Origin of the sequence: Modestobacter italicus, from assembly GCF_000306785.1 — a bacterium.
Taxonomy (GTDB): Bacteria; Actinomycetota; Actinomycetes; order Mycobacteriales; family Geodermatophilaceae; genus Modestobacter; species Modestobacter italicus.
Genome location: NC_017955.1, coordinates 2,451,099 through 2,473,507 on the forward strand (window position 1 = coordinate 2,451,099; position 22,409 = coordinate 2,473,507).

20 protein-coding genes are annotated in these 22,409 nt (G+C 73.8%); 13 read left to right on the plus strand and 7 right to left on the minus strand.

Going from position 1 to position 22,409, the window contains the following annotated elements; all coding sequences use genetic code 11:
* The first annotated feature begins 656 nt into the window (after window positions 1–656).
* The 9 genes from MODMU_RS29470 (at window position 657) to MODMU_RS12000 (ending at window position 9,187) form a co-directional block, all read left to right on the plus strand.
* A complete protein-coding gene (locus tag MODMU_RS29470) occupies window positions 657–1,154 on the plus strand; it encodes an AfsR/SARP family transcriptional regulator (RefSeq protein WP_231851838.1) in 498 nt (165 codons plus the stop codon).
* A gap of 172 nt (window positions 1,155–1,326) precedes the next feature.
* Complete coding sequence (locus MODMU_RS11965; protein WP_166503468.1) at window positions 1,327–1,530, plus strand: hypothetical protein; 204 nt, start codon at window positions 1,327–1,329, stop codon at window positions 1,528–1,530.
* Between the two features lie 190 nt (window positions 1,531–1,720).
* Window positions 1,721–2,473 (plus strand): AfsR/SARP family transcriptional regulator, encoded by a 753-nt coding sequence (locus MODMU_RS11970; protein WP_014740510.1) that lies wholly within the window; start codon window positions 1,721–1,723, stop codon window positions 2,471–2,473.
* A 360-nt stretch (window positions 2,474–2,833) separates the two neighbouring features.
* Window positions 2,834–3,889, plus strand: coding sequence for an RNA polymerase factor sigma-54 (locus tag MODMU_RS11975; RefSeq protein WP_166503469.1), 1,056 nt, complete (start codon window positions 2,834–2,836; stop codon window positions 3,887–3,889).
* A gap of 108 nt (window positions 3,890–3,997) precedes the next feature.
* Window positions 3,998–4,633: a hypothetical protein gene (locus tag MODMU_RS11980; RefSeq protein ID WP_014740512.1), complete on the plus strand. Its 636-nt coding sequence runs from the start codon at window positions 3,998–4,000 to the stop codon at window positions 4,631–4,633.
* An 8-nt stretch (window positions 4,634–4,641) separates the two neighbouring features.
* Window positions 4,642–5,661: a hypothetical protein gene (locus MODMU_RS27010; protein ID WP_014740513.1), complete on the plus strand. Its 1,020-nt coding sequence runs from the start codon at window positions 4,642–4,644 to the stop codon at window positions 5,659–5,661.
* Window positions 5,662–5,669: 8 nt separating this feature from the next.
* A complete protein-coding gene (locus MODMU_RS11990) occupies window positions 5,670–6,971 on the plus strand; it encodes a hypothetical protein (RefSeq protein WP_166503470.1) in 1,302 nt (433 codons plus the stop codon).
* 30 nt (window positions 6,972–7,001) lie between these two features.
* Window positions 7,002–8,567, plus strand: coding sequence for a hypothetical protein (locus tag MODMU_RS27015; protein ID WP_014740515.1), 1,566 nt, complete (start codon window positions 7,002–7,004; stop codon window positions 8,565–8,567).
* A complete protein-coding gene (locus tag MODMU_RS12000; protein WP_014740516.1) occupies window positions 8,564–9,187 on the plus strand; it encodes a hypothetical protein in 624 nt (207 codons plus the stop codon). Before MODMU_RS27015 ends, MODMU_RS12000 begins: the two co-directional genes overlap by 4 nt.
* Here the strand turns inward: MODMU_RS12000 and MODMU_RS12005 are convergent.
* The 3 genes from MODMU_RS12005 to MODMU_RS12015 form a co-directional block, all read right to left on the minus strand.
* Entirely contained in the window at window positions 9,151–10,563 is a 1,413-nt protein-coding gene (locus tag MODMU_RS12005; protein WP_014740517.1) for a sigma 54-interacting transcriptional regulator, read from the minus strand. The two genes, MODMU_RS12000 and MODMU_RS12005, sit on opposite strands and share 37 nt — an antisense overlap.
* Before the next feature lie 170 nt (window positions 10,564–10,733).
* Window positions 10,734–11,210 carry a DoxX family protein gene (locus MODMU_RS12010; RefSeq protein WP_041795215.1) on the minus strand — a complete coding sequence of 159 codons (477 nt, stop codon included), beginning with the start codon at window positions 11,208–11,210 and terminating at the stop codon, window positions 10,734–10,736.
* Window positions 11,211–11,360: 150 nt separating this feature from the next.
* Window positions 11,361–11,555: a hypothetical protein gene (locus MODMU_RS12015; RefSeq protein WP_014740519.1), complete on the minus strand. Its 195-nt coding sequence runs from the start codon at window positions 11,553–11,555 to the stop codon at window positions 11,361–11,363.
* A 326-nt stretch (window positions 11,556–11,881) separates the two neighbouring features.
* Between MODMU_RS12015 and MODMU_RS27020 the strand changes: the two genes are divergently transcribed.
* Window positions 11,882–12,334, plus strand: coding sequence for a hypothetical protein (locus tag MODMU_RS27020; protein ID WP_014740520.1), 453 nt, complete (start codon window positions 11,882–11,884; stop codon window positions 12,332–12,334).
* Window positions 12,335–12,355: 21 nt separating this feature from the next.
* Here the strand turns inward: MODMU_RS27020 and MODMU_RS12025 are convergent, their stop codons facing one another.
* A complete protein-coding gene (locus MODMU_RS12025; protein WP_014740521.1) occupies window positions 12,356–12,931 on the minus strand; it encodes an RNA polymerase sigma factor in 576 nt (191 codons plus the stop codon).
* A gap of 191 nt (window positions 12,932–13,122) precedes the next feature.
* Between MODMU_RS12025 and MODMU_RS12030 the strand changes: the two genes are divergently transcribed.
* The gene (locus MODMU_RS12030; RefSeq protein ID WP_014740522.1) at window positions 13,123–15,117 is read left to right on the plus strand and encodes a cytochrome b5 domain-containing protein; all 1,995 of its coding nucleotides are present in this window, start codon (window positions 13,123–13,125) and stop codon (window positions 15,115–15,117) included.
* Window positions 15,118–15,123: 6 nt separating this feature from the next.
* A complete protein-coding gene (locus MODMU_RS12035; RefSeq protein ID WP_014740523.1) occupies window positions 15,124–15,753 on the plus strand; it encodes a LysE family translocator in 630 nt (209 codons plus the stop codon).
* A gap of 100 nt (window positions 15,754–15,853) precedes the next feature.
* Here the strand turns inward: MODMU_RS12035 and MODMU_RS12040 are convergent, their stop codons facing one another.
* Window positions 15,854–17,509, minus strand: a complete 1,656-nt coding sequence (locus tag MODMU_RS12040) for a peroxidase family protein (RefSeq protein ID WP_166503471.1) — start codon at window positions 17,507–17,509, stop codon at window positions 15,854–15,856.
* Window positions 17,510–17,889: 380 nt separating this feature from the next.
* Window positions 17,890–19,239, minus strand: coding sequence for a S8 family peptidase (locus MODMU_RS27025; RefSeq protein ID WP_014740525.1), 1,350 nt, complete (start codon window positions 19,237–19,239; stop codon window positions 17,890–17,892).
* 119 nt (window positions 19,240–19,358) lie between these two features.
* Between MODMU_RS27025 and MODMU_RS12050 the strand changes: the two genes are divergently transcribed.
* A complete protein-coding gene (locus tag MODMU_RS12050; protein WP_014740526.1) occupies window positions 19,359–22,043 on the plus strand; it encodes a CHAT domain-containing protein in 2,685 nt (894 codons plus the stop codon).
* 52 nt (window positions 22,044–22,095) lie between these two features.
* Here the strand turns inward: MODMU_RS12050 and MODMU_RS12055 are convergent, their stop codons facing one another.
* Complete coding sequence (locus MODMU_RS12055; RefSeq protein WP_014740527.1) at window positions 22,096–22,287, minus strand: hypothetical protein; 192 nt, start codon at window positions 22,285–22,287, stop codon at window positions 22,096–22,098.
* Between the last annotated feature and the right edge of the window lie 122 nt (window positions 22,288–22,409).

Here is a 22,409-nt window from a genome sequence, read left to right on the forward strand (position 1 = left end):
GGGAGTCCCGATCCCAGCACACCCGAGCTCCGTACGGGCGTCGTCGAGCCCTGGGAGGACGTGGCGCGGGTACGCACTCCTGCGTACTTCCGCGGCGGCTCGGGTCTGCCTACGGTTGGTGTTCTCGCAGCTCACGCGACGTCTGGGGGGATCATGCCGAACTCCTGCGTGCACAGACGCTGACGCACCACCGGCGGATCAGGTGTACAGGGCATCGCCGGGCCTCCGCGGGACGTCGGTCGTCCGCCGACCGAGCGCGGCCGGTCGTCCCGAGACCCCGACGGCCACGGGCCGGGATGTCCGCCCGGTCGCCGTCCCACCGCCATTGCTCCTTCCAGAGGGGAAGGGCGAGTTCCGTGGATGCTGCACCGCCCACCCAGGTCACCCTGCTGGACGGCTTCCGACTCGACGTCCAGGGGGTCGACCGGTGTTCGACCGGAGGCCTCCCACCTGGCGTGCAGCGGCTGGTCGCACACCTGTGTCTGTCCGGGAGAGCGGGCCGGACGGCCACAGCCGGCCGGCTGTGGCCTGACGTCTCCGAGTGCCGTGCGCACGGGAGCCTGCGGTCGGCCCTCTGGCGACTGCACAAGGCTGCGCCGGGCGTCATCGAGGTCTGCGGCGAGGTCCTCCGGCTGTCCCAGGACGTGCGGGTCGACGTGCGAGAGCTGAGCGCCTGGGCGCGGCGGGCGATCGCCCCGCCAGGAGACGACGCCGAGATCGCGGTGCCGGCCGCCGCGCTCGGGGGTGACCTGCTCCCCGGCTGGTACGACGACTGGGTGCTCGTCGAACGTGAGCGGTTGCACCAGCTCCGGCTGCACGCCCTGGAGGCGACCGCAGCCAGGCTCGCCGTCCACGGCCGCCACTGGGAGGCGCTCCAGGCCGCCTATGCAGCAGTTCGTGCCGAGCCGCTCCGGGAGAGCGCTCACCGCACCATCGTGCGGGTCCACCTGGCCGAGGGGAACCTGGCCGAGGCCGCCCGGGCCTACGAGCTGTTCCGGAGCCTGGTGGAGAGCGAACTGGGCGTGCTCCCCACTCCGCGGATGACCCGGCTCGTCCAGGGGATCCCACCGCGCTGCTGCTCCTCGGCCGTGGCGGCCGTGCCCACGGGCGCCGTCCCGTGGGGGTCGACGGTGTCCGCAGTGCGCGTGCCCTGACCGCGGACGAGCCGATCCCGTACCCGGCAGACGACGTCGACCCTCATCCGTTCGAGGGAGTGCGCTCACGCACTGTCACGGGGACCATGAGCTCCACGATCGATGCCCTGCACACGGACGTCGACCCCTGCGCAGCCCCTACGCTGCGTGATGACTGGAGTGAAGGGTGGCCGTGGCCGACGACCGAAGCGCAGCACTGCTCCTCCGCGTGTGGATCGAGGAGGGGTCCGACCAGTTCCGGGCCCGCGTGATGGCGGTCGGCCCGGGCGCGGAGAGCGAGCGGACGGTCGCGGTGGCCTCGACGCCGGACGAGGTGCTGGAGGCGGTCGGTCACTGGCTCGGCGAGTACCTCCGGCGCGGGACCCCGACGGACTGACCCCGGGTCCGACGCCGTCGTCGCTGTCCGGCGTGGTGCCTCTCGTGCGCGGGTGGAGTCGGAGCCGACGTGTCCGGCCGGTGCGGGAGGTGATTGACGCCGCGATCGGAACTCGCCAGTATCGGAACTGGCGACCCATCCTGCGGCGTCTCGTCGCCGACCAGTCGGGCGCCCCTCGGGGGGACATCTCGTGGACGGTTCCGCTGGAGTCCGCGTCGGACTGCTCGATGGCTTCGCGCTCGAGCGCGGTCGTGGCGGCGCGTACCGGGTCGTCGAGGGCCTCCCGAGGCACGCGCAGCGCCTGATCGCCCATCTGAGCCTGCGCGGCCGGTCCACCCGGGCGGCCGTGGCGGGTGAGCTGTGGCCGGAGGTGCCGGAGGACCACGCACACGGCAGCCTGAGGTCGGCGTTGTGGCGCGTGCAGAAGGTCGCCCCCGGGCTGGTGGACGCCTCCGGCGGGGCTCTTGCGCTCGCCACCGGCGTACGGGTGGACGTCTGGGAGTTCGCGGAGTGGGCCCAGCGGACCCTGGACCCGACCGCCGACGTCGATGGCGCGACGGCACCCGAGTCGGCGCTCGCCGGCGAGCTGCTGCCCGGTTGGTACGACGACTGGGTGGTGCTGGAACGCGAGCGGCTCCGCCAGTTGCGGCTGCACGCCCTGGAGGTGCTGGCGGACAAGCTGGCGAGCGCAGGACGCCACGGTGAAGCGGTCCAGGCGGCCTGTGCCGCGGTGCGCGCCGAGCCGCTGCGGGAGAGCGCCCACCGCGCGCTCGTCCGGGTGCACCTCGCCGAGGGCAACCTCGCCGAAGCGGTACGCGCGTACCGGTGCTTCCGGGACCTGGTCGCCCACGAACTGGGAGTCGCCCCGACCGAGCACATGGAGGTGTTGATGTCCGAGGTGTGCCTCAGCGGTCGGTGGGCGGGACGCGCCGCACCCCACTGATCGAGCCTCCCGCCGTACAGGGGCCCGGCAGCACGACGCCGGCGCCCCCCTCGGGTCTCGGGATGGTGGCGGTCGGGGTTGTCCGTCGCGGAGTCGCGGCGGGACACTCCGGTCGTGGTGGGACCATCCGCCGCTCTCGCGCCGGGCCTCCAGATGGCACAGGGGTTCGCCCACCGGCAGCTCCTGTCCCCGCTGGCCGTCCAGGTGTTGGCGAGCCTGACCCTGACCCAGGCTGAGCTCGACTCCCTGGTGGCCGCACGTCTGGCGGCGAACCCGGTGCTCGTCGCGGGGACACCGCGTCGATGCCGGTGGTGTGCGTGCACCCTGCAGCTCGGCCGGTGCCCGCGGTGCGCGGGACAGGTGACGCTGGTACACGAACCCGTCGCGGTCGAGGACGAGATCGAGGAGCTGCGGCGGGAGGCGCGGCTGATGGTCCGCCCGGCCCTCGCCCCGATGGTCGACCTCGTGGTGGCGCAGTTGGACGAGCGAGGCCTGCTGCCTGGACCGTCGTCGTCCGTCGAGGCCGGCGCACGGGCGTCCGACGAGTGGGCGGAGGCGGTCCGGGCGGTGCGGGCCGCGGGTCCGCCCGGAGTCGCGGCTCCGGACGTCCGGAGCTGCCTCCTCGACCAGGCCCGGTGGCACGCGTCGAACGGGGGACCGGCTCTCCTCGTCCCGATCGTCGCCGGGCACCTCGGCCGGGTCGCCGTGGGCGACCACGCCGAGATCGCCGGGGACCTCGGTGTGAGCACCTCGGCGGTCGACGACGCGGTGGCGTTCCTGCGGGCGAGACTGCGGCCCTCGGTCCTGACCACCGGGGCAGTGGCCGCCCCGGTAGGGGCTCCTCCGGACGTCATCGTCCGGCGCCGGGGAGACGGCCTGGAGGTGGTCGTGCTCGACGGCGCCGACCTCGGACTGGGCCTCGATCCGGAGCTCGATGCGCTCCGGCTGGCAGGCGACAGCGGTGAGTGGCTGGCCGACCGGTGCGCTGACGCCCGGGCCCTGCTGGACGTCGTCGACCGACGCGCCGGTGCGCTGCGCAGGGTGGCCACTGCGGTGGTGCACGCCCAGCGGGACTTCGTCCTGCACGGCCGCGCCGCGCACCGGCCGTTGACCCGCGCGGCCGTCGCGGCCGCCCTGGGAGTGCACCCGTCGACGGTGAGCCGCGCCGTGCAGGGCGCCGTCGTCGCGCTGCCGGACGGCGGCGTCCTGCCGCTCGCCGCGTTCTTCGGCAAGGCCGTGGCGGTCGTCGACTGCCTGGCCCGGATGCTCGCGTCGCCGGACCCGCCCCGCAGCGATGCCGACGCCGTGGCCCGGTTGGGCGTCGCCGGGCACGTCGTCGCCCGGCGGACGGTGACGAAGTACCGCCACCTGCTCGACACCGCCGCTGCCGGCCGTGCGAAGCGATCTTCTCCCTGACCCCTACCCCGACGAAGGCCGCTTCCGTCCCGTGGCCGTCCTGCCCACCGCGTGACTGGCACGTTCCGTGCATGGAGAAGTGCACAGCCACTGGCGGGAGGACGAGTCATGCACGACATCGACCGGGCGCTCTTCGAGATGGACGGCGAGGACGAGTGGGGAGAGGCGGAGGGAGGGATGTACGAGTCCACGGAGATGGAGCTGGCCGGCGAGTTCCTGGAACTGGCCGGCGAGCAGGAACTCGATCGTTTCCTGGGCAAGCTGCTGTCGTCCGCCGTCGGCGCCGGGAAGGCGTTCCTCGGCTCGGACGCCGGCAAGGCGGTCGGTGGCCTGTTGAAGGGTGCCGCCAAGCAGGTGCTGCCCCAGATCGGGCGTGCGGTGGGCGACTTCATCGCTCCGGGCACCGGCGGTCAGATCGGCGGTCAGCTGGCCTCCTCGGTCGGCGCCAAGCTGGGGCTGGAACTCGAGGGTCTGTCCGCCGAGGACCGCGAGCTCGAAGCCGCGCGGGCCTTCGTCCGGTTCGCCGACGAGACCGCCCAGATCGCCGAGGCCGCGCCGCCGTCCGTGCCCCCGACGACCGCCGCCGCCCATGCGGCCACGGTGGCCGCGCAGCACCAGCTGCCCGGCCTCGCGCCGGTGGTCCGCGCCCTGCGGCCTCCCGGCTCCGGCGGCGGGCCCCGCCCCGGCGCCGCGACCGGCCGCTGGGTGCGGCGCGGTTCCACCATCGTCCTGCACAACGTCTAGGAGCCCAGATGTCCAGGTACGGGTCGTACGAGACGGAGTACGAGAACGGCGAGACGCCGCTGCAGGAATGGGAGCTGGCGGGGGAGGCGGAGCAGTACGAGGAGGAGGCCGAGTACGAGACGGAGGGTGAGTACGAGACGGAGGGCGAGGAGGAGGCGCTCGAGTACGAGCTCACCAACGAGCTGCTGGCCGTCCGAAACGAGGCCGAGCTCGACCGCTTCCTCGGCAAGCTCATGAAGAGCGCCGGGACGTTCCTCAACTCCGGCGTCGGCAAGGCCGTCGGCGGCGTCCTGAAGAACGTCGCGAAGACGGTCCTCCCGGTCGCGGGCGCGGCGCTCGGGAGCGCTCTGCTGCCCGGGGTGGGCACCGCGCTCGGCGGCAAGCTGGGTTCGCTCGCCGGCGGGCTCCTGGAGGTGGAGGAGGCCGAGATGATGAGCGAGGACGAGGCCGAGTTCGAAGCCGCCCACCGCTTCGTGCAGTTCGGCAGGGCGACCAGCCGCACCGCCGGCCTGGCATCACCGAAGGTGCCGCCGAAGACCGTCGCCCGCGCGGCCGCCGTCGCCGCGGCCCGCAAGCACGCCCCTGGCCTCGTGCGCCCACGTCCCCAGTCGTCCCGTGACCGACGCCAACCAGGGCGTCCCGGACCGCAGGCGGGCACCGGACGGCGCCGCCCCTCGGGATCGGACCGCGGTCAGCCGCGACGTCGTCCCGCAGGGTCCGACGGCGGCCGACCGCGACGTCGTCCCGCACCCGGGGACGACGATCAGCCGCGCCGTCGGCCCCGACCGCCGTGGCAGCCCGCACCGTGGCTGCCCGCACCGTGGCCGCCGGCGCCGTGGCCGCCGGGACAGTGGCAGCCCAGCGACGCGTGGGCGGGGTGGGCCGGGGAGCCCGGCGCACGGAGCGCCGGTGCCCCGCCCGAGGACGCCGCCGGCCGGGGTCCCGGTCCCGCGGACGACGACCCCGGTCCCGAGCCCGGTCCCGCTGACGACGGTGGAGCCGACGAGTTCAGCGGGTTCGAGTTCTAGTGGACGTCGTGGGTGAGGACGGCACGCGGTGGGCGACGGGGTTGATCGACCAGGAGGCCCTCGCCCTGCTGACCCGACTGGGCCAGCACCGGCCGTTCGTCCTCACCGAGACGATGGTGCTCGCGGCCGCTCTGCCCTACAGCGCGCACCGGCGCATCGAACGGTTCCTCCACGAGAGCCGGACCACCCTCCGCGACGAGGTGGAGGGCTTCCTCCGCTGGCTCCACGGCCCGGGCCGGCACGTCCCCCCTGCCGAGCAGCAGCGCAGGTTCGTCGCGATCCGCATCCACTTCAACGACGTGCTCTCCCAGGTCGACCTCTTCGCCGAGGTGATCACCCAGCGCAGCGAGAGCGGGACCGGGGTGTGGTTGTCGGGGCTCGACCGCCTGGCTGCCGAGGCGCTGGAACTGCCCGGGAGCTGGTTCGACCCGCCTCCGGTCGTCTGCTACCTGACGCGAGGGCCGGGTGCTGCCATCCGGCGGGCCCGTACCCGACTACCCGGCGGCCGACCGAATCCGGTGGCCATCGTGCGGGTGCCGCGGGAGCGCATGGTGGGTCACGGGATCGCCTCGTCCCTCGTCCACGAGGTCGGCCATCAGGGCGCGGCGCTGCTCGGGCTCGTGGAGTCGCTGCGTGCGGAGATCCGTGAGCGCGGCCGACGGGACCGGAGCGCCACCCCCTGGGCCAGCTGGGAGCGCACCGTCTCGGAGTGCGTCGCCGACTTCTGGTCGGTCGGCAAGCTCGGCATCGCCTCGACGCTGGGCCTCCTGGCCGTCGTCAGCCTGCCGCGCTTCTTCGTGTTCCGTCCCCCCGGCGAGGACCCGCACCCCATGCCCTACGTCCGGGTCCTGCTGAGCGCCAGTGTCGGGGACACCCTCTACCCGCATCCGCAGTGGGCGGCGCTGGCCGACGCGTGGCGTGCCTGCTACCCGATGCGCGACCTCCCGGTGGAGCGCCGGCGGGAGATCGACCGGCTGGAGGAGAGCCTGCCCGCGATGGCCGAGCTGATGGCCTCGCACCGGTCGGCGGCGCTGCGGGGTCGCCGCCTCGCCGATCTGATGCCGGTGGGGGAACGGCGGCCGGAACAGCTGATCGCACTGCACACGTCGTGGGGGGACGACGTCGGCGTGCTGGCTCGGCAGTCGCCCACGCTCGTCTTCGCCGTCCTCGGTCAGGCCAGGGCCACGGGCCGGATCGACCCGGTCCACGAGAGCCGGGTGCTCTCCGACGTCCTCACGGCCTGGGCGGTGCGCGGCAGCCTCGACGTCCTCGAACGAGACGCGCTGCCGACGCCGTCCCCGCGCCCATGACCGCCCACCAGTCCTGAGAGAGGTACTCCCATGCCCATCACCATCGAAATCAGCAGTGTCACGTCCGCGCTGGTCCAGGTCTCGGTGCGAGGCCTGGAGGGCGACGGCGGCTTCCGCTACACGGTCAACGACAACGCCGGCAGGCAGATCGGTCACGGGAACCTCAAGGGGAGGGGCCCGGACCGCTACGTCGACATCCTGGACGTCCTCGAGGGCAAGCCGGCGGGCATGTACGAGTTCCGGGTCCACGAGGCGGCCGGCAGCGACCCCGAGACCTCGGCGGCTCGAGCCGATGCGGTGCTGGCCAGTCTGCGGTTCCAGTTCATCCCGAGCGCTCCGGCACCGATCACCCCGGCGGTGCCGCCGACGGTGGTCCGGCTGGACCGCGCCGCCTCCACCCCAACCACCGACGAGGTGCTGTCAACCCTGGTGCTGACGGCCACGACCGCCCGGTCCTTCGCCGCCTACAAGGCGTTCGTCGACCCGATCGTCTGCCGTCCCAGGACCGGCAGCCCCTTCGGTGCCGATGCCTACGAGCGGCTCGTACGGGCGACCCGGGAGTTCCTCGAGCAGGTGCGCGGCCCGGTCGTCGACCCGGGTGGGGTCGCCGGCGCCTACCTGACCGCGGACGGGCTCCTGCCCTACGTGGACACCATCGTGCAGCGCTTCCCCGATGCGCTGCGCGGCGACCCCTGCTCGGACCTCGACCCCGACCTGCTCGCCGAACCGTTCCCGCTCGAGCTGATCTGGAGCTACTGGGAGGAGCAGGCCGGCCTGGTCCAGACGCTCAACCACATCCTCGCCCGGTTCCAGAACCGACGCGTGACGAGCGGACCGGACCCGCTCGCTCGTCTGGACCTCAGTCCGCTGCGGCCGCTGCGGCACTTCCTCTGGTCGTGGGCGGAGGACGAGTCGTCGCGGCTCACCGTGCGCCATCGCGCGGCCGAGTACCGGTACGAGTACGGACTGGTCCTGGTGGGCCGTGCGGTCCCGGATCCCGGCTACTTCGTGGAGGCGAACAGCCGGTTCCTGGAGTCCTTCCACACGTTGCTGCACGAGGCGTTGGTGTTCTTCACCCTGGACGACGACACGACGGTGAACGCCGATGCCTTCCCGGTGTACAACGCGCTCCGCGACACGCACCTGGTCCTCGCCGAGGGCGCCAGCAACTCCTTCGGTGACCTGCCCACCCAGGCCCGCATGGAGATGCTCGTCATGCAGTGGCTGGCCAGCCAGCCCGAGGTGCGTGACTTCCTGGGCGGCAAGCCGATGGTCCCGTACGAGGAGCCGTGGATGGACCGCATCGACACGATGAAGTCGCTCGCCGGATGGACGCCGACCAGCGTGACCCACTTCCACGAACTCGCGGTGCGGGGTGAGCAGCTGCTCCTGACGATCCGCTGGGGCAACTGGAACAGCACCGCGGTGACCGCCGACAGCGCCCGGAACTGGGCGCGGACGTGGCGCAACCAGATCCAGCGCTACGTCCACGCCTACCGGGCCGCGACCGGGGTGGACCTCACGGTCGCAGCGGACGCCCGGCAGCCCGGTCACCTGCTCGCCCGGCGGGTGGCGGAACGGAGCCGGCGGCGATGACGGTCACCGCTCCGCTGGAGCCACCGACGATCTCCCCCCTCGCCTTCCCGAAGCACAAGGGGCCGGGATACGTCGAGATCAAGCCGCACGACGTGGACGGCATCCGGGACGGTCTGGAACAGCTCTACAAGAACAAGAAGGGCTTCACCCAGACCTGGCGGAAGAAGAAGACGAGGCACCCCGCCGTCACGGTCTACCTGCTGACCTACATCTACGAGCCGTCGTCGGCACCGGGGACGAGCAGGCTCACGGCTCACCTCCTGGCGCCCACCGACAAGGCGCTGGACGACAACATCCCGGTTGCCGGACAACGCAGAGGGTCGATCCCTCCGGGGGGCCGCAAGCAGTGGCTGGACGACCTGGGTACCTGGTGGCTGCTGGCCCACCGACAGCCCATCGAGGAGCAGTCCTTCGGGCAGTGGGTGAGCCACGCCGGGCCGTCGGCAGCAGGGTTGATGCTGGAGGACCAGCTGCGGAAGGAGTTCCTGAAGAAGCACCAGGTACCCGCCGGCCGTCAGGGGAAGGTCAAGACGGCCAGCGCGAGGGGCGCCGACATCGACTTCAACGAACTGGCGGAGTTCTTCTACGAGTTGGACGCCGCGTCGGGTCGCGCGGCCTGATCCGGCTCGGCCGCGCCCCCGGCCGTCCGGTAGTCCAGTGCGCGGCGGCTGATGCCGAGCATGCGGGCTGCGGCGGCCGGGCCGTCGGTCTCCGCCATCGCGATGTCGGTGGCGATCTCCGGCACCAGCGACTTCAGCTGCTTGATCCCGATGCCCGCTCGCAGCGACAGCCGGATCGCCTGCTCCAGTCGCTCGTCCCAGGTGTCCGGGTCTCGGCCACCGGCCACTGCTTCCTGCGTGGGGGCCCCAGCGCCGTCCGAAAGCCCAGGGCGGTCGTCGGGCGAGATGTCCCCGGGGCTCACCGGCCCGTCACCGACGTGCCGGGTGCCCACCCGCACTGCCAGCTGGCTGAGGTCGCGCACGTTCCCGGGGTAGGGCCGTCGCTGGAGCAGGTCGACCACGGCGGGGTCGAGCGCGAGCGGCTGCTGCCCCGGTCGCGCCTGGGACAGGAAGTGGTGGAACAGCGGGACGACGTCCTCCCGGCGCTCGCGCAGCGGTGGGAGGCGGACCGTGACGGCGGCCAGCCGGAAGTAGAGGTCGCGGCGGAAGCGCCCGGCGTCGGACTCGGCGCGCAGGTCCCGGTTCGTCGCGGCCAGCAGACGGAAGGAGGTGTGCTGCCACTGGCTGCCGCCGACCGGCTTGTAGGTGCCCTCCTGGACGACGCGCAGCAGCGCGGCCTGCAGCTCGGCGGGCAGCTCGCCGACCTCGTCGAGGAACAGCGTGCCGTGGTCGGCCATCCCGAAGGCACCGGACCGGGCGCCGCTGGCGCCGGTGAACGCCCCCTTCTCGTGCCCGAAGAACTCACTGCCCGACAGCGACGGGACGATGGTGGTGCAGTCGAGGAGCACGAGCTCACGGCGCCGGGGGCGCGGGTCGAGGTCGTGGACCAGGCGGGCCACCACCTCCTTGCCGGTCCCCGTCTCGCCGGTGAGCAGCATCGAGGAGGTGGTGAACCGGGCCATCTCGACGACCTCGCGGAGCACCGCCTTCCAGCGGTGCGCGGACCCCAGCGCCACGGACCGGACCGCGTCGGACTCCACGATCGCGTCCACGGCCGCCCAGCGCTCGAGCCGGGCGAGCAGGTGGTCGGCGTCGTCCTCGGAAGAAAGGGGGACGACGTCCTCGGCACCGCACTCGAGCAGCCGCCACGGATCGGCCCGGGCGCCGGCGCCCAGGGCGACGAGGACCCGGCCGCCGGACGCGGCAGCGTGCACCACGTCCTCGGCGCGCGCGGGGTCACCGGCGACGAGGACGACGCCCGGCTCGCCGGCGGACACGGGTCGACCCTCGTGCAGACCCCGGTCGCGGAGACCGGCGGCGACGTCCTGGACCGCGCTCTCACCGGTGCGGCTGCCGCTGACCGTGAACCACGCCATCGGTCAGCCCCGATCCTGGACTGGACGAGCCGGGCGCCCGGGGACACTCAGCAGCGCGGCCGGTCGCCGAACCCGGAGGACGGCGTTGTCGTCCACTGCTCCGTGCGCGACACCCAGCGTGCCCGGAGCCCGTCACGACAGCGTCACCTCCGGGGACGTGAGCCGGTCGGTCAGGCGACGGTCCGCGGTCCGCGGGCCTCCCGCCCGACGAGCACGAGGGCCGCGCTGATCAGGACCAGGTTCTTCAGGACGAACTCGCCGTCGGCGGTCAGCAGCAGCGGGTTGCCGTCGGTGACCATGAGCCCGGGCGCGGTCACGAAGGTCAGGAACGTCCCGGCGAGGTGCCCCGCCAGGACGAGGAGCACGACCGGGAGCGCCCTGCCGACCGCCACGGCGAGGCCGAGGCCGATCTCCACCAGGCCGAGGACGGGCACGGTGACGTCCGAGCTGAGGAACGGCAGCGTCGCGCCGATGAGCCCTTCGACGGGCGTGTCACCGGTGACCTTCAGGGCGCCGAACCACACGAACACCAGTGCCAGGGAGAGGCGCAGAGCGGTCGGACCGCAGCGCCCGCACCCGGCCGAGATGCCCGTCAGGACGTCGTCGACCCGCGACCGCAGCCCGGCCGGCTCTCCGTCCGGTGTCATCGGCGACCACGGCCGGGTCCGGACGGCCGGGAGTTCCTGAGTGGGTGGCATGACCATCTCCTGTTCGCGCGGGTCGTCGCCGGAGCGGCGTCGTGCCAGGGAGGAGGTCCTCGAGGAGCTCGTGATACGGGCTCCGCGGCGATGCGCTCGTCACGGCCGGTGGTCGCCGGAGGCGGTGTACCAGTCCAGCACCTCGTCGATCTCGGCGCGGCAGCGTGCAACGGCGGCCCGGTTCTCCGCAGTGTCCTTCTCCGAGTGCCGCACCCGGGCGCGGGCGAGGTCGATGCAGGCCTGGGAGAAGACGACGTTGATCTCCTCGGCGAGCGTGTCGTGCATGGTGTCCATCGCCGTCTTTCCTGCCGGTTCTGCACCGTGGTGCGGGACATGGGCGTGCTGTGGGCAGGAGGTCCTCGACCTCCCCGGTGATACCGGGGAGGTCGAGCCGTACCGCGGCCGGAGCACCGGGAGGGCGCGCAGCGCCCGGCGGACAGGGAGTCCCGCCGATCCGGTATCTGCGGCCGCGCAGCCACCTCCTCCCAGTGGGGCGCGCGACGGGTCGCCGTGCACGGAGTCCGTCGAGCGGGAAGTGGGTCCGCGGCATCGCCTGGCCACCGCGGTAGCTGGAGGGGGACGATGCGGACGACAGCCGGCCCGGTGGAGGAGCGATCCCGATGACGACAGCAGCGTGGGACGACGACGAGCGGTTGCTGGGCGAGCTGCGGGCGGCGGTGCAGCAGGCCGGGACACCGACCCCCGGCATGACGGCTGCCGCGGAGGCCGCGTTCTCGTGGCGCACCGTCGACGCGGAGCTCGCCGTCCTCTCCGAGGAGGCTGCGACCTCGGAGGCGACCCTGGTCCGGGGGACCTCGACGGCACCCCGCATCCTCGAGTTCCACACCGCGCAGCTGTCGGTCGAGCTGGAACAGACCGAGAGCGGCCTGGTCGGTCAGCTGGTCCCGCCCACGCCGGGGCTGATCCTCCTCGTCGGGCGCGGGGGAGAGCTCGCGCGGACGGACGCCGACGAGCTCGGCTGCTTCACCCTCCAGCACACCCCCGGGGACCTCGTCCGGGTGCGCTGCGACACGGCGTCCGGGGCCCTGGTCACGGAGTGGTTCCGGCTGTAGCCGGGTGGCCGGGCGGATCGCTCACGCCCGGAGCAGCGCCTGCATCGTCGGGTTGGACCGGATGCGATCGAGTGCACGGGCGCGCGTGGGGCCGATGCTCCCCACCGGGATGCCGAGCCGCTGGCTGACCTCCTCGTAGGGCAGCGGGGGGTCGTGCAGCAGCACCAGCAGCAGCGCCCGCTGCCGCTCGGGGAGCTCGGCCAGGGCCGCGAGCAGTGCCTCGTGCCGCTCGGCGGCCAGCAGGTCGGTGTCGACCGGCGGGTCCCCGGCACCGTCCGGCCAGCCCTGGTCGGCGAGGTCCGTGGGCGCGACCCGACGCCGTCCGTCGAGCACGTGCAGGCACTCGTGCCGGGCCGTGGTGACGATCCAGCCGGGCAGCGCCTGGGCCTCGCGGATGCGGCCGAGCTGCTCGACCAGCCTCAGCCAGACCGTCTGGACGACGTCCTCGGCGTCGCTGCCGTCGAGCCGGAACCGGCGGACGACGGACAGCAGCAGGGGCGTGTACCGCTGGACGAGGCTGTTCCAGCACCGGACGTCACCGGCCAGCGCGGCAGCGACCAGTTCCCCGACCGGACTGTCGTCCCCGTCGCCGTCCAAGCGGTCACCCCCTCGGCCACCGGGCGGTGCTCGGCCCGGTCAGCCTAGTGCCGCCGGCCCGGCCAGGTCTCGTATCACCGAGCCGATCGCGGCCTCTCCCCACCGACCGGTCCGCCCGGGCCACGGTCCCAGCAGGTGCGCCTGCTGGCCCAGCGGACTCCAGGACCCCGTGGTCCGGACAGGGGACGGCGATGGCACCGCTGTGCGGCCCGACGCCCCGGCAGGTGATCGCCGAGGCGGAGCGGACCAACGCACGACTCGGGCACGACAACCTGGGGTCGCTGTCGACCAGCCGGGGCTTCGTCCCGCTGCAGCCGCCACGGCTGTCCTTCGCTCCTCCCCACGCGGCCTGGGACGAGCTGACCGCCCAGCTGCCGGCCCTCTACCGTGACCTGGCGGTGCGCGCCGCACTCGACGCGATGCCCGTGCTCCCGGCCGGTCCGGCCGCGCTGCCGGATGCGGACCTGCAGCGAGCCGCCACGGTCCTGGGGGTCCTCGGCCACGCCTGGGTGCACGGCACCCCGGACGGGCGGACCGACCTGCCGGACAGCGTCGCCCGGCCCTGGGCACAGGTGCGACACCGGCTGGGGCGGTCGCCGGAACCGGTCCTGTCCTACCTCGACCTGATCGTGCACAACTGGCGCCTCGTGGGCGACGGTGCGGCTGCGCCTCTCCGGCTGCCCCACCTCCGACTGCTGGTCCCGGCAGTCGACAACCAGGAGGAGCAGGTCTTCTACCTGAGCCAGCTCGAGATCCTCGCCGGCTGCGCCCCGATCGTCCCGCTGGTCGCGGATGCCCAGGACGCGGTGCTGGCCGACGAGCCGCAGGCGTTGCGGGCAGCGCTGGACGGCATCGCCGACGTCCTCAGGACGACCCGCAGGTCGTTGTCCTCGATCGACCCGCGTCCGCACAGCGCCACGCACGTCGACCCGGTCGTGTGGGCCAAGACCGTCGCGCCGTTCGCCGTGCCGTGGCGGCCCGGTGTCCTCGGTCCGAGCGGTACCGCCTCGCCCGTCGTCAACCTGCTGGACTCGTTCCTCGGCAGGTCGTCGCACGCCAGCCAGCTGGGGCGCGAGATCGAGCTCCACCGGCGGAGCTACCCGCGGCACTGGCGGAGCCTGCTCGACGCGGTCGACCGGGTGTCCGTCGCCGACCACGTGGCGGCGCACGGCCGACCGGACCTGACCGCGTCGTGGGAGGCCGTCCGCGCCGCCTACGCGGGGGACGACGGCTTCCTGGGCCGGCACCGCCGCAAGGTGTACGGCTACCTGTCGGTGGCGTTCACGGTCGGCCGTTCGGTGACGATCGGCGGCTTCGCCGGCTCCCCCCGCGAGCACGCGTGGGACGAGGTCGACGCGGCGCTGAGGCAGTCGCAGGCCGAGCGCCGGGCCGACGTCCGGGGCGGGCCGCCGGTCCCGCCGCGCGCACCCGCCGCGGGGCCGGCATGCCCAGCAGCGCCGGCCCGGTGCCGGCAGCTCTCGGTCGCCGACCTGGCCCTGCACAACGACGACCGGCACGGGTGGTGGACGGCGATCGGTGGGCGCGTGCACGACGTCACCGGGCTGCTCCAGCACCATCCCGGTGGACGGGCCGTCCTGCAGGCGCACGCCGGCCTCGAGGCGTCCGATGCGTTCCTGCGGGCGCACGTCGGCCGCCCGGGGGTCGAACGGCTGCTGCGGTCCACCGAGATCGGCCGCCTGACCCGGCCGGCGACGACGTGTGGCGCGTACCCGGCCTGGGTCCGGGCTCTCGGAGCGGTCGTCGAGCTGCAGAACACCTACCGGCTGGACCGGAGCCTGGGCCGCGGGACCGACCTGTGCGTCCCCGACGGCCGGCGCGCGTCCGCCTTCCAGACCGACCGGGTGGCCGACACCCACGACCGGTTCGTGGACGGGTACCTGCCCCAGCTGGCGGTCGAGCTCCTCCTCCCGCTGACCGGCGCGGCGGCGGCCCCGGCCGGTCGACGCCCGACCGGCACACCCGTCGCCACCTGCTATCGCGACCGCATGGACGACCTCGATCGCCGGGTCGCCACGGTGAAACGGCTGCTCTGCGTCGGGGTGCGCCGGTGCGAGGCCGGTGGGGACGCAGACCGCGTCGCGCGGGAGCTGTCCCGGGTCGCCGGTCGTGCGGTGGCCGTGTGCCTCGAGGAGTCGACGTGCTCCACGCCCCGATGCAGGCGGTGAGGGCCCGTGGACCAGCTGTGGGCGTTCGCGGCGTTGGCGCTGGTCCTGTCGGTGACCCCCGGTCCCGATGACGCGCTGGTGCTGAGCAGCTGCCTGCGTGGCGGCCCCAGGCTGGCGGCGGCGACGGCCCTGGGAGTCGCGGCCGGATCGCTGTTGTGGGGAGCCGCGGCCGCGGTCGGCCTGGCCGCCGTCGTCTCGCGGTCCCCGGGCGTGTACGGCTGCCTGCGGATCGCCGGTGCGGCGTACCTGGTCGTCCTGGGCGGTGCGATCCTGCGCGCGCAGGCGTCCGGACGGCGGCCATCGGGTGACCGTGGCGAGGTGCCCCACCGGCGGTCCGGGGGAGCGGGTGCGGCGTTCGCCGCCGGGCTGGCCAGCGACGTGCTGAACCCGAAGATCGGCGTCTTCTACCTGGCCGTCCTGCCCCAGTTCATCCCGGCCGGTGAGCCCGTCCTCGGGTACACGATGCTGCTGTGCTCCGTCGACGTCGCGGTGGCGATGGTCTGGTTCGCCGCCCTCACCGGGCTCGCGCAGGCCGCGGTCGGCTGGTGTCGCCGACCGGCCGTCGTCCTGTGGAGCCAGCGGCTCATGGGCGCCGCCCTGATCGGCGTCGGCACCTCGGTCGCCCTGCCGCTGTAGGCGCGGTCAGCCTGTGGAGCAGCACGAGCAGTCGGCGCGACAGCGCACCGCCGGGAGCATGGGTTGCTCCCGGCGGTGCGCCGGTCCGACCGCTGGTCGATCAGGGGTGCATGCCGGCGAACCGGAGGAACGTGATGATGGAGTCCACGACGTCGTCGCTGCCCGGGCCGGTGCTGACGCCCAGAGTCGGGTTCCAGCCCTGGTTGAGGAACGACGTCGGGTCCGCGCGCAGCTGGCCGATGATCGTCTCGGCCACGATCCGGCTGCCGACCGGGCCGAGGCGTTCGCCGTCGCCGATCACCTCCGCCTCCCGGAGCACGTAGAACCACAGCGGCGTGGACTCGAGGAACGCACCGTCGACCAGGGCGTCGTCGACCGGGCTCGGTGCCTGGCCGTCCTGCGCGGAGAGCAGCTGCGCCCTGGTCAGCGGCGGGATGCCGAGCGAGCGGGCCACCGCCTGGCCGGTCGGGATCGCGAGGCGGTATCCGCGGAGCAGGTTGCGGACGGCGAGCCGCCGGAGGATCCGCTTGATCCGGTCGGCCGTCTCGGTGCTGCCCTCGTTGGACAGGTCCGCCAGCGGCGGCGCGAGATGGGTGTCGATCTTGCGGGCGAATCGCGGCGGCGTGGGCTCCACCGCGCCGGGGGGCGTCGCCGCTGACCCGGTGAGCCGTTCGAACTGCGCCGGCCAGTTGTCCGGCAGGGTGGGGTTGCCGAAGAAGCCGCCGTTGCCGGTGAACCGGAAGAGCAGGGCGAACGACGACGAGGGCGACCGGTCACCCGGGAAGCCGAAGTTCTCGTTCCAGTCGTACGCGCCGCGGACCATGCTGTGCCCGAACCGGTAGGCGGCGATCGAGAACTCCAGCGGCATGAACACCTCGTCGGTCGGGGTGTCCTTGTCCACCTTGAAGAGGTGCTCGTCGGAGTTGAGCACGTCGTCCACGACGGTGCTGTCCGCGATCCGCTCGAGGAAGTCGTGGACGGTGATCCACTGGTAGTGCCACTCGACCAGCTGCCGCGCCCGCGCGAAGCTCCCGTCGCCGGTGACCTTGTGGTCCGGGTTGGCGGCGAACCAGTCCAGGACGGCGTTGTGGAACTTCAGGAAGCTGAGGTGCAGCTGGGCGATGACGAGGTTCTCGTCGTTGCGGCCGTCACCGATCTGCGCCTTCTGCGCGACCCGGTACAGGTCGTGGGCGTCGTCGGCCTTGATGGCCACGTTGCCCGGCGGGTGCGCGGCCGTGGTCCTGCCGATCCGCAGGCGGTCCCCGTCATAGGGGACCTGGTCGGGCTGCCCAGAGAACTGAGGCCCGTTGCCGTAGACCGAGTCCAGGTTGAGGCGGGGCTCGCGCAGGTTGCGCAGGTCGCGCTCCACCTTCTCGGGCTGCAGCGGTTCCAGTGGCAGGTCGGTGATGCTGACGTCGTCGTTGCGGTCGGTGTTGGCCGTCAGGTCGTGGTCGACGAACTGGCCCCAGTACGTGAGGATCGGCGGGATGGTCGAGTCCGCGGTGGCCGCGTCCCCGGGCTGCTCGACCATGGCCGTGCCGAGCGCCTTCAGCGACGCGACGACGGCCGCGGCGGGCTCGATCGGCAGGTGCGCCTCGGGGTAGATGTCCTGCAGGTCGTCGAACATGTACCGGAACGGCGTGGAGGTCCGCTTGACCCTCGCCCATTCGATGCTGTCCTCGGCGCGGCTCGTGGGATCGACGCTGCTCACGTCGTCCCCGGCGACGTGGTCACCGTGCCGCAAGTTGGTCAGCACGCGGGGCAGCTCCGAGGCGGTCGGGGGCACCTCCGCCTCTCCGGAGCGCGGGACGGGCAGGTCGCCGACCTCCGTGCCTTGCGATGTCCGAGTCACTGAGGGACCTCCGTGTTCACGGGCGAGCGGGACGCACACCCAGTGGCGTGGTGCCTGGTGACAGACATCGTGTGGACCCGCCGTCACCGCCGCGTCACCGTGGCGCGGCCGATCCGGGCCGTGGCCGCCACCGGTCTCGCCCGCTCGATGGCGGGGGAGGGCGGGGACTGCCCACGCCATCACCGCCGGCCGACCACCGGCAGAGGCTGCGCCGGTGGACCTGTTCGGTCGTCCTGGTCACCGGTCGGGTGGGTCTCTGACGGCGCCTACCGGATCGGCCCGGTCTACGTCCCGACCTGCCCACCGGGAGCGTCGAGGAGTGGGAGGAACGGCGGGTCGGGCGCCGACGCCTTCGTGGCCGTCGCGGGGGCATGCTCCTCGAGGAGCTGCTGCCAGGCGCGCCGCGCGGACACCGATCCCGGCTTCGTCCGGGCGGCGATGGCCCCGCTGACGAGCGCGGCGGCGAAGGAGCTGCCGGACCAGCTGACGAAGCCCTGGAACCGTGCGTCCGGCTGTCCCTCCGGCGGAGGCACGACGGCGTTCTCCGGATAGGTGCTCGACACCTCCACTCCGTTCGACACGACGTCCATCCACGGGACGTCCCTCGGCGTGAACGGGGCGAGGGATCCGTCGTCCCGGGCGGCGCCGACCGCGATGACGTCGTCCAGTGCCGCCGGCCAGTTCGGTCTGCGTTCGTCGTCGACGGTCAGGTGGGGGCCGGGATGGTCCTCGGGAGGCGGGCCGATCCGAGTGTGGTTGACGTTGCCGTGGTTGCCGGCGGCGGCCACGACGACGATGTCGGGGTCCAGGCGGTCGATCGCGGTGGCGAGCACCAGCGGCGGCTGGCCGTCCTCGGTGAAGCAGCCGAGCGACAGGTTGAGCACGTCCACCCCGGCGCGACCGAGTTCCACGATCTTCGTGGCGACCGCCCACGACGAGGCCGTCCCGTCGCGGTCGCTCAGGACCCGGCGGAACTCGACGACGCAGCCGGGTGCCTGGCGCAGCACCAACCCCGTGACGAAGGTGCCGTGCCCGGCCAGAGCCGGATACGGGGGCTGCAGCTGCAGGCGGTCCGCGGCCGGGCCGACCCAGCCACCGGTGAGCCAGGACTGAGGGCCGATCGACGTGTCCAGCACCCCGACCCGTACGCCCAGACCGGGCTCCGTCCCGCGGAGTTCCGGGTCCGGCTTCCAGCCGGACACCGCGGGGTCGGCCACGGCGTGCGAGATGTGCCCACCACCGCCCTCCACGTTCCCGAGGAGCCGGTTCTTGCCCAGCGTGGGCGTCCACCCCTGGTAGCGCCCGGCGAAGACGGCGCGCAGCCCCCGCAGGAAAGCGTCCAGGCCGGTCGCGCCGGCGGCTTCGATCTGCTGCACGGCGGCCTTCGCGGCCCGACCTCCTGCGTCGGTCTGCCTCTCCTTCTCCCGGAGATGCGAGACCACCTTCTCCGCCGCCAGGACCTCGTCGGGGACGTCCAGGAGCGTGAGGCCGAGGTCCACGCTGTCCGCCACGGGGGCGAAGTAGACGCCGAGTTCGTGCAGCGCAGTGAGCACGGACCCGACATGCTCGGAGGCGACGACGAGGTTGCCCTTCTCCACCGAGCCAGGCGTCGCCTGGCGATCGTCCGGGTCCATGGGTCCCCCATCCGATGGGTCGCTGGGTGCGGTGAGTGTCGCGGTCCGTGGGTGCCCGGCGGACCGGCCGCGGTCCCCGACCCGTTGACTCCCGAAAGCCGGGGGCGGACCGTCGTCGTGTGACTCCCGTCCGTGAGCTCCCCACGGACCACACGCCCGTCCTCGAGCCGGACCTGGCGGCCGCGGCGGACCAGGCGCTCCAGTGGGCCCGGCTCCGGCCCACGCAGGCGCGGGCGATGGGGGAGTCGGTCCTCGGACCGGCCCGGCGCAGCGGTGCGTGGGACGTGGTGAGCAAGGTCGAGCGGGCCCTGGGCGTCGCGGCGATGAACCTCAGCGAGATCGAGGCCGCGCTCACCCATCTCCGCGCCGCCGTCGCGGCCGGCCGCCGGGCCGGCTCCCGGTCTGCGGTCGGCCAGGCGCGGATGAGCCTGGCCGCCGCGCTGGTCCTGCGCGGGCAGTCCGGCCGAGCGCTGCGCGAGATGGAGGCGGCGCTGCCGGACCTGGAGGGGGTGGAGGCGATCCGGGCGCGGGTCCAGGCGGCCGCGATCCTGCAGGAGCTCGGCCGGGACGACGCCGCGCTCGACGAGCTGCGCCGCGTCCTGCCGGCCCTCCGGCAGGCCGGGGAGGTGGAGTGGGCCGCCCGCGCGCTGTCCAACCGCAGCCTGATCCACACCGGCCGCCGGGCCTTCGCCGCCGCCGAGGCGGACCTGCTGGACGCACGCCGGTTGTGCCTCGACCACGACCTGGACCTCCTGGCCGCCTTCGCCGAGCAGAACCTCGGCTGGGTCAGGGCCTGCCGCGGCGACGTGCCCTCCTCGCTGCGGCACTACGACGCCGCGGACGCGCGCTACCGGAGGCTCGGGCTGGTCGAGCCGTCGTTGCTGGTCGATCGCGCGGAGGTGTTGCTGTCCGTGCGGCTCCTGACCGAGGCGCGGGCCACCGCGCAGGCGGCCGTGGACGCCTACCGGCAGCAGAAGCGCGACGTCCACCTCCCCGAGGCGCAGCTGCTGTTGTCGACGGTCGCCCTGGTCCAGGGAGACACCGTCACCGCGGGGGAGAGCGCCGCGGCGGCCGTCCGGGGCTTCCGCCGACTGCGCCGCACGAGCTCGGTGGCGCTGGCTCGGTATGCCTGCCTGCAGGCCGAGGTGGCGACCGACCTGACCCGGGTGGACCCGACCCGTGCGGCGCACGTCGCCGACGAGCTGGCGGCAGTCGGCTGGAGGATCCCCGCCCTAGAGGCCCGGGTCCTGGCGGGCCGGGTCGCGCTCGACCAGGGGCGGCGCGCGACGGCGGCGCGGCACCTGTCGATGGCGAGCCGCGCGCGGCTCGCCGGCCGGGCGGACGCCCGCGCCCGGGCCTGGCTGGCCGAGGCGCTCCTCCGCCGGGCCGACGGGCGGCGGAGCGCCGCGCTCGCCGCCCTGCGGGCCGGGCTGCGGGTCGTCGAGGACCACCAGGCGACCCTGGGAGCCACCGAACTGAGAGCGCACGTGAGCCTGCTGCGGGGCGCACTGGCCCGGTGGGGACTGCGCATGGCGCTGGAGGACCAGGATCCCCGGCGGGTGCTCTGGTGGGCGGAACGGGGACGCGCCAGTGCGTTGCTGACCCGCCCCGCCCAGCCACCGGAGAACCAGGAGCTGGCCGGTGACCTGGCGGACCTGCGTTCGACGATGGCCGAGATCGAGGAGACCCGTGCGGCGGGCGGCTCCGACGAGGCCCTGGTCGCGCGCCAGGTCCTGCTGGAGCGCCGCGTCCGGGACCGCTGCCGGACGTTGAACGCGGCGGCCGGCGACCAGCCCCAGAGGCTGCGGCAGTCCGTGGCCGAGGTGATCGCGCCCCTGGGCGACGCGGCACTGGTCGAGTACGTCGAGGTGGACGGGCAGGTCCACGCCGTGACGGTGGCCGGTGGGCGCGTCCGCCTCCACGCACTGGGGTCGGCGGACGCCATCCCCCAGGCACTGACGCACGTGCCGTTCGCGCTCCACCGGCTGGCCGAGCGCCGGGTGGACCGGGTCGGTCGGGAGGCGGCCGCCGGGGCCGTCCTGCGGCGCGCGGCCACTGCCGTCGACGACCTGCTGCTCCGCCCGTTGCAGCGCGAGGTGGGTGATCGCCCGTTGGTCGTGGTGCCGATCGGAGCCCTGCAGTCGCTCCCGTGGTCCCTGCTGCCGTCGTGCCGGGGCCGGTCCACCACGGTGAGCCCCTCGGCCACGATCTGGCACCAGGCGGTCACCCGCCCGCCGCCCGCTGCTCCGGCGTCCGTGGTCGTGGTCGCCGGGCCCGGCCTCCCCGGGGCAGCGGCCGAGGCGGCCACGGTCGCGCAGCTCCACCCGGGCTCCACGCTGCTGTCGGGGCGGGCCGCGACCGTCCCGGAGGTGACCGCCCGCGTGGACGGTGCCGCCCTCCTGCACCTGGCGGCGCACGGGAACGTGCGGTCGGACAACCCCCTGTTCTCGTCCGTGACGCTCGCCGACGGTCCGTTGACCGTCTACGAGCTCGAGCGCCTGACCCGCGCCCCCCACCACGTCGTCCTCGCCGCGTGCGACACCGGCCGGCCGTCCGTGGTCGCCGGTGAGGAGACCCTCGGCTTCGCGGCCGCGCTGCTCGGAGGCGGCACGGCCACCCTGGTCGCGCCGGTCGTGCCCGTGCCCGACGCCGCCACCGTGCCCCTCATGCGGGCCTACCACGAGGGGCTGCGGGCGGGGCACCCGCCGGCCCAGGCGCTGGCGGCCGCCCAGTGCGGGCTCGACCCAGCGGACACCGTGTCGTGGGCGGCCGCCGCGGCGTTCATCTGCGTCGGCGCGGGTTAGGACCGTCGACGTCCGGCCACCCGCGGTCGTCGAGACCAGTGCGGGGAGCTCGTCAGCCGGCCGTCGATCCGGAGCGGATGTCGGACTGCAGGCTCGTCATCAGTTCTGCCCGCGCTGCGCGTGCCCGTGCCAGCTGGTCCTCGATGTCCCAGATGCTCTCGGACAGGAGTGTCAGGTGGCGGCGCTTCTCCTGGCTGCTGAGCGTGCGGAGGACCGCATCGGCACTGATGAGCTGGTGGTGCATGGCAGCCTCGATCGGGTGTGCGGGGCGGTGCGTCCGGTGGGACGCAGGACGACCCGGTGCGTGCCGGACCTGTGGAGGAGAGCGGTCGCGCTCCGGCAGATACACCGCGGGCGAGGACCACG

Coding starts and splice junctions, on each gene's coding strand:
- MODMU_RS12055 (WP_014740527.1), bottom strand. CDS start 22,287: ATGCACCACCAGCTCATCAGTGCCGATGCGGTCCTCCGCACGCTCAGC.
- MODMU_RS12005 (WP_014740517.1), bottom strand. CDS start 10,563: ATGGCGTGGTTCACGGTCAGCGGCAGCCGCACCGGTGAGAGCGCGGTC.
- MODMU_RS12010 (WP_041795215.1), bottom strand. CDS start 11,210: ATGACACCGGACGGAGAGCCGGCCGGGCTGCGGTCGCGGGTCGACGAC.
- MODMU_RS27025 (WP_014740525.1), bottom strand. CDS start 19,239: ATGGACCCGGACGATCGCCAGGCGACGCCTGGCTCGGTGGAGAAGGGC.
- MODMU_RS27020 (WP_014740520.1), top strand. CDS start 11,882: ATGACGACAGCAGCGTGGGACGACGACGAGCGGTTGCTGGGCGAGCTG.
- MODMU_RS11980 (WP_014740512.1), top strand. CDS start 3,998: ATGCACGACATCGACCGGGCGCTCTTCGAGATGGACGGCGAGGACGAG.
- MODMU_RS12000 (WP_014740516.1), top strand. CDS start 8,564: ATGACGGTCACCGCTCCGCTGGAGCCACCGACGATCTCCCCCCTCGCC.
- MODMU_RS12015 (WP_014740519.1), bottom strand. CDS start 11,555: ATGGACACCATGCACGACACGCTCGCCGAGGAGATCAACGTCGTCTTC.
- MODMU_RS12030 (WP_014740522.1), top strand. CDS start 13,123: ATGGCACCGCTGTGCGGCCCGACGCCCCGGCAGGTGATCGCCGAGGCG.
- MODMU_RS27010 (WP_014740513.1), top strand. CDS start 4,642: ATGTCCAGGTACGGGTCGTACGAGACGGAGTACGAGAACGGCGAGACG.
- MODMU_RS27015 (WP_014740515.1), top strand. CDS start 7,002: ATGCCCATCACCATCGAAATCAGCAGTGTCACGTCCGCGCTGGTCCAG.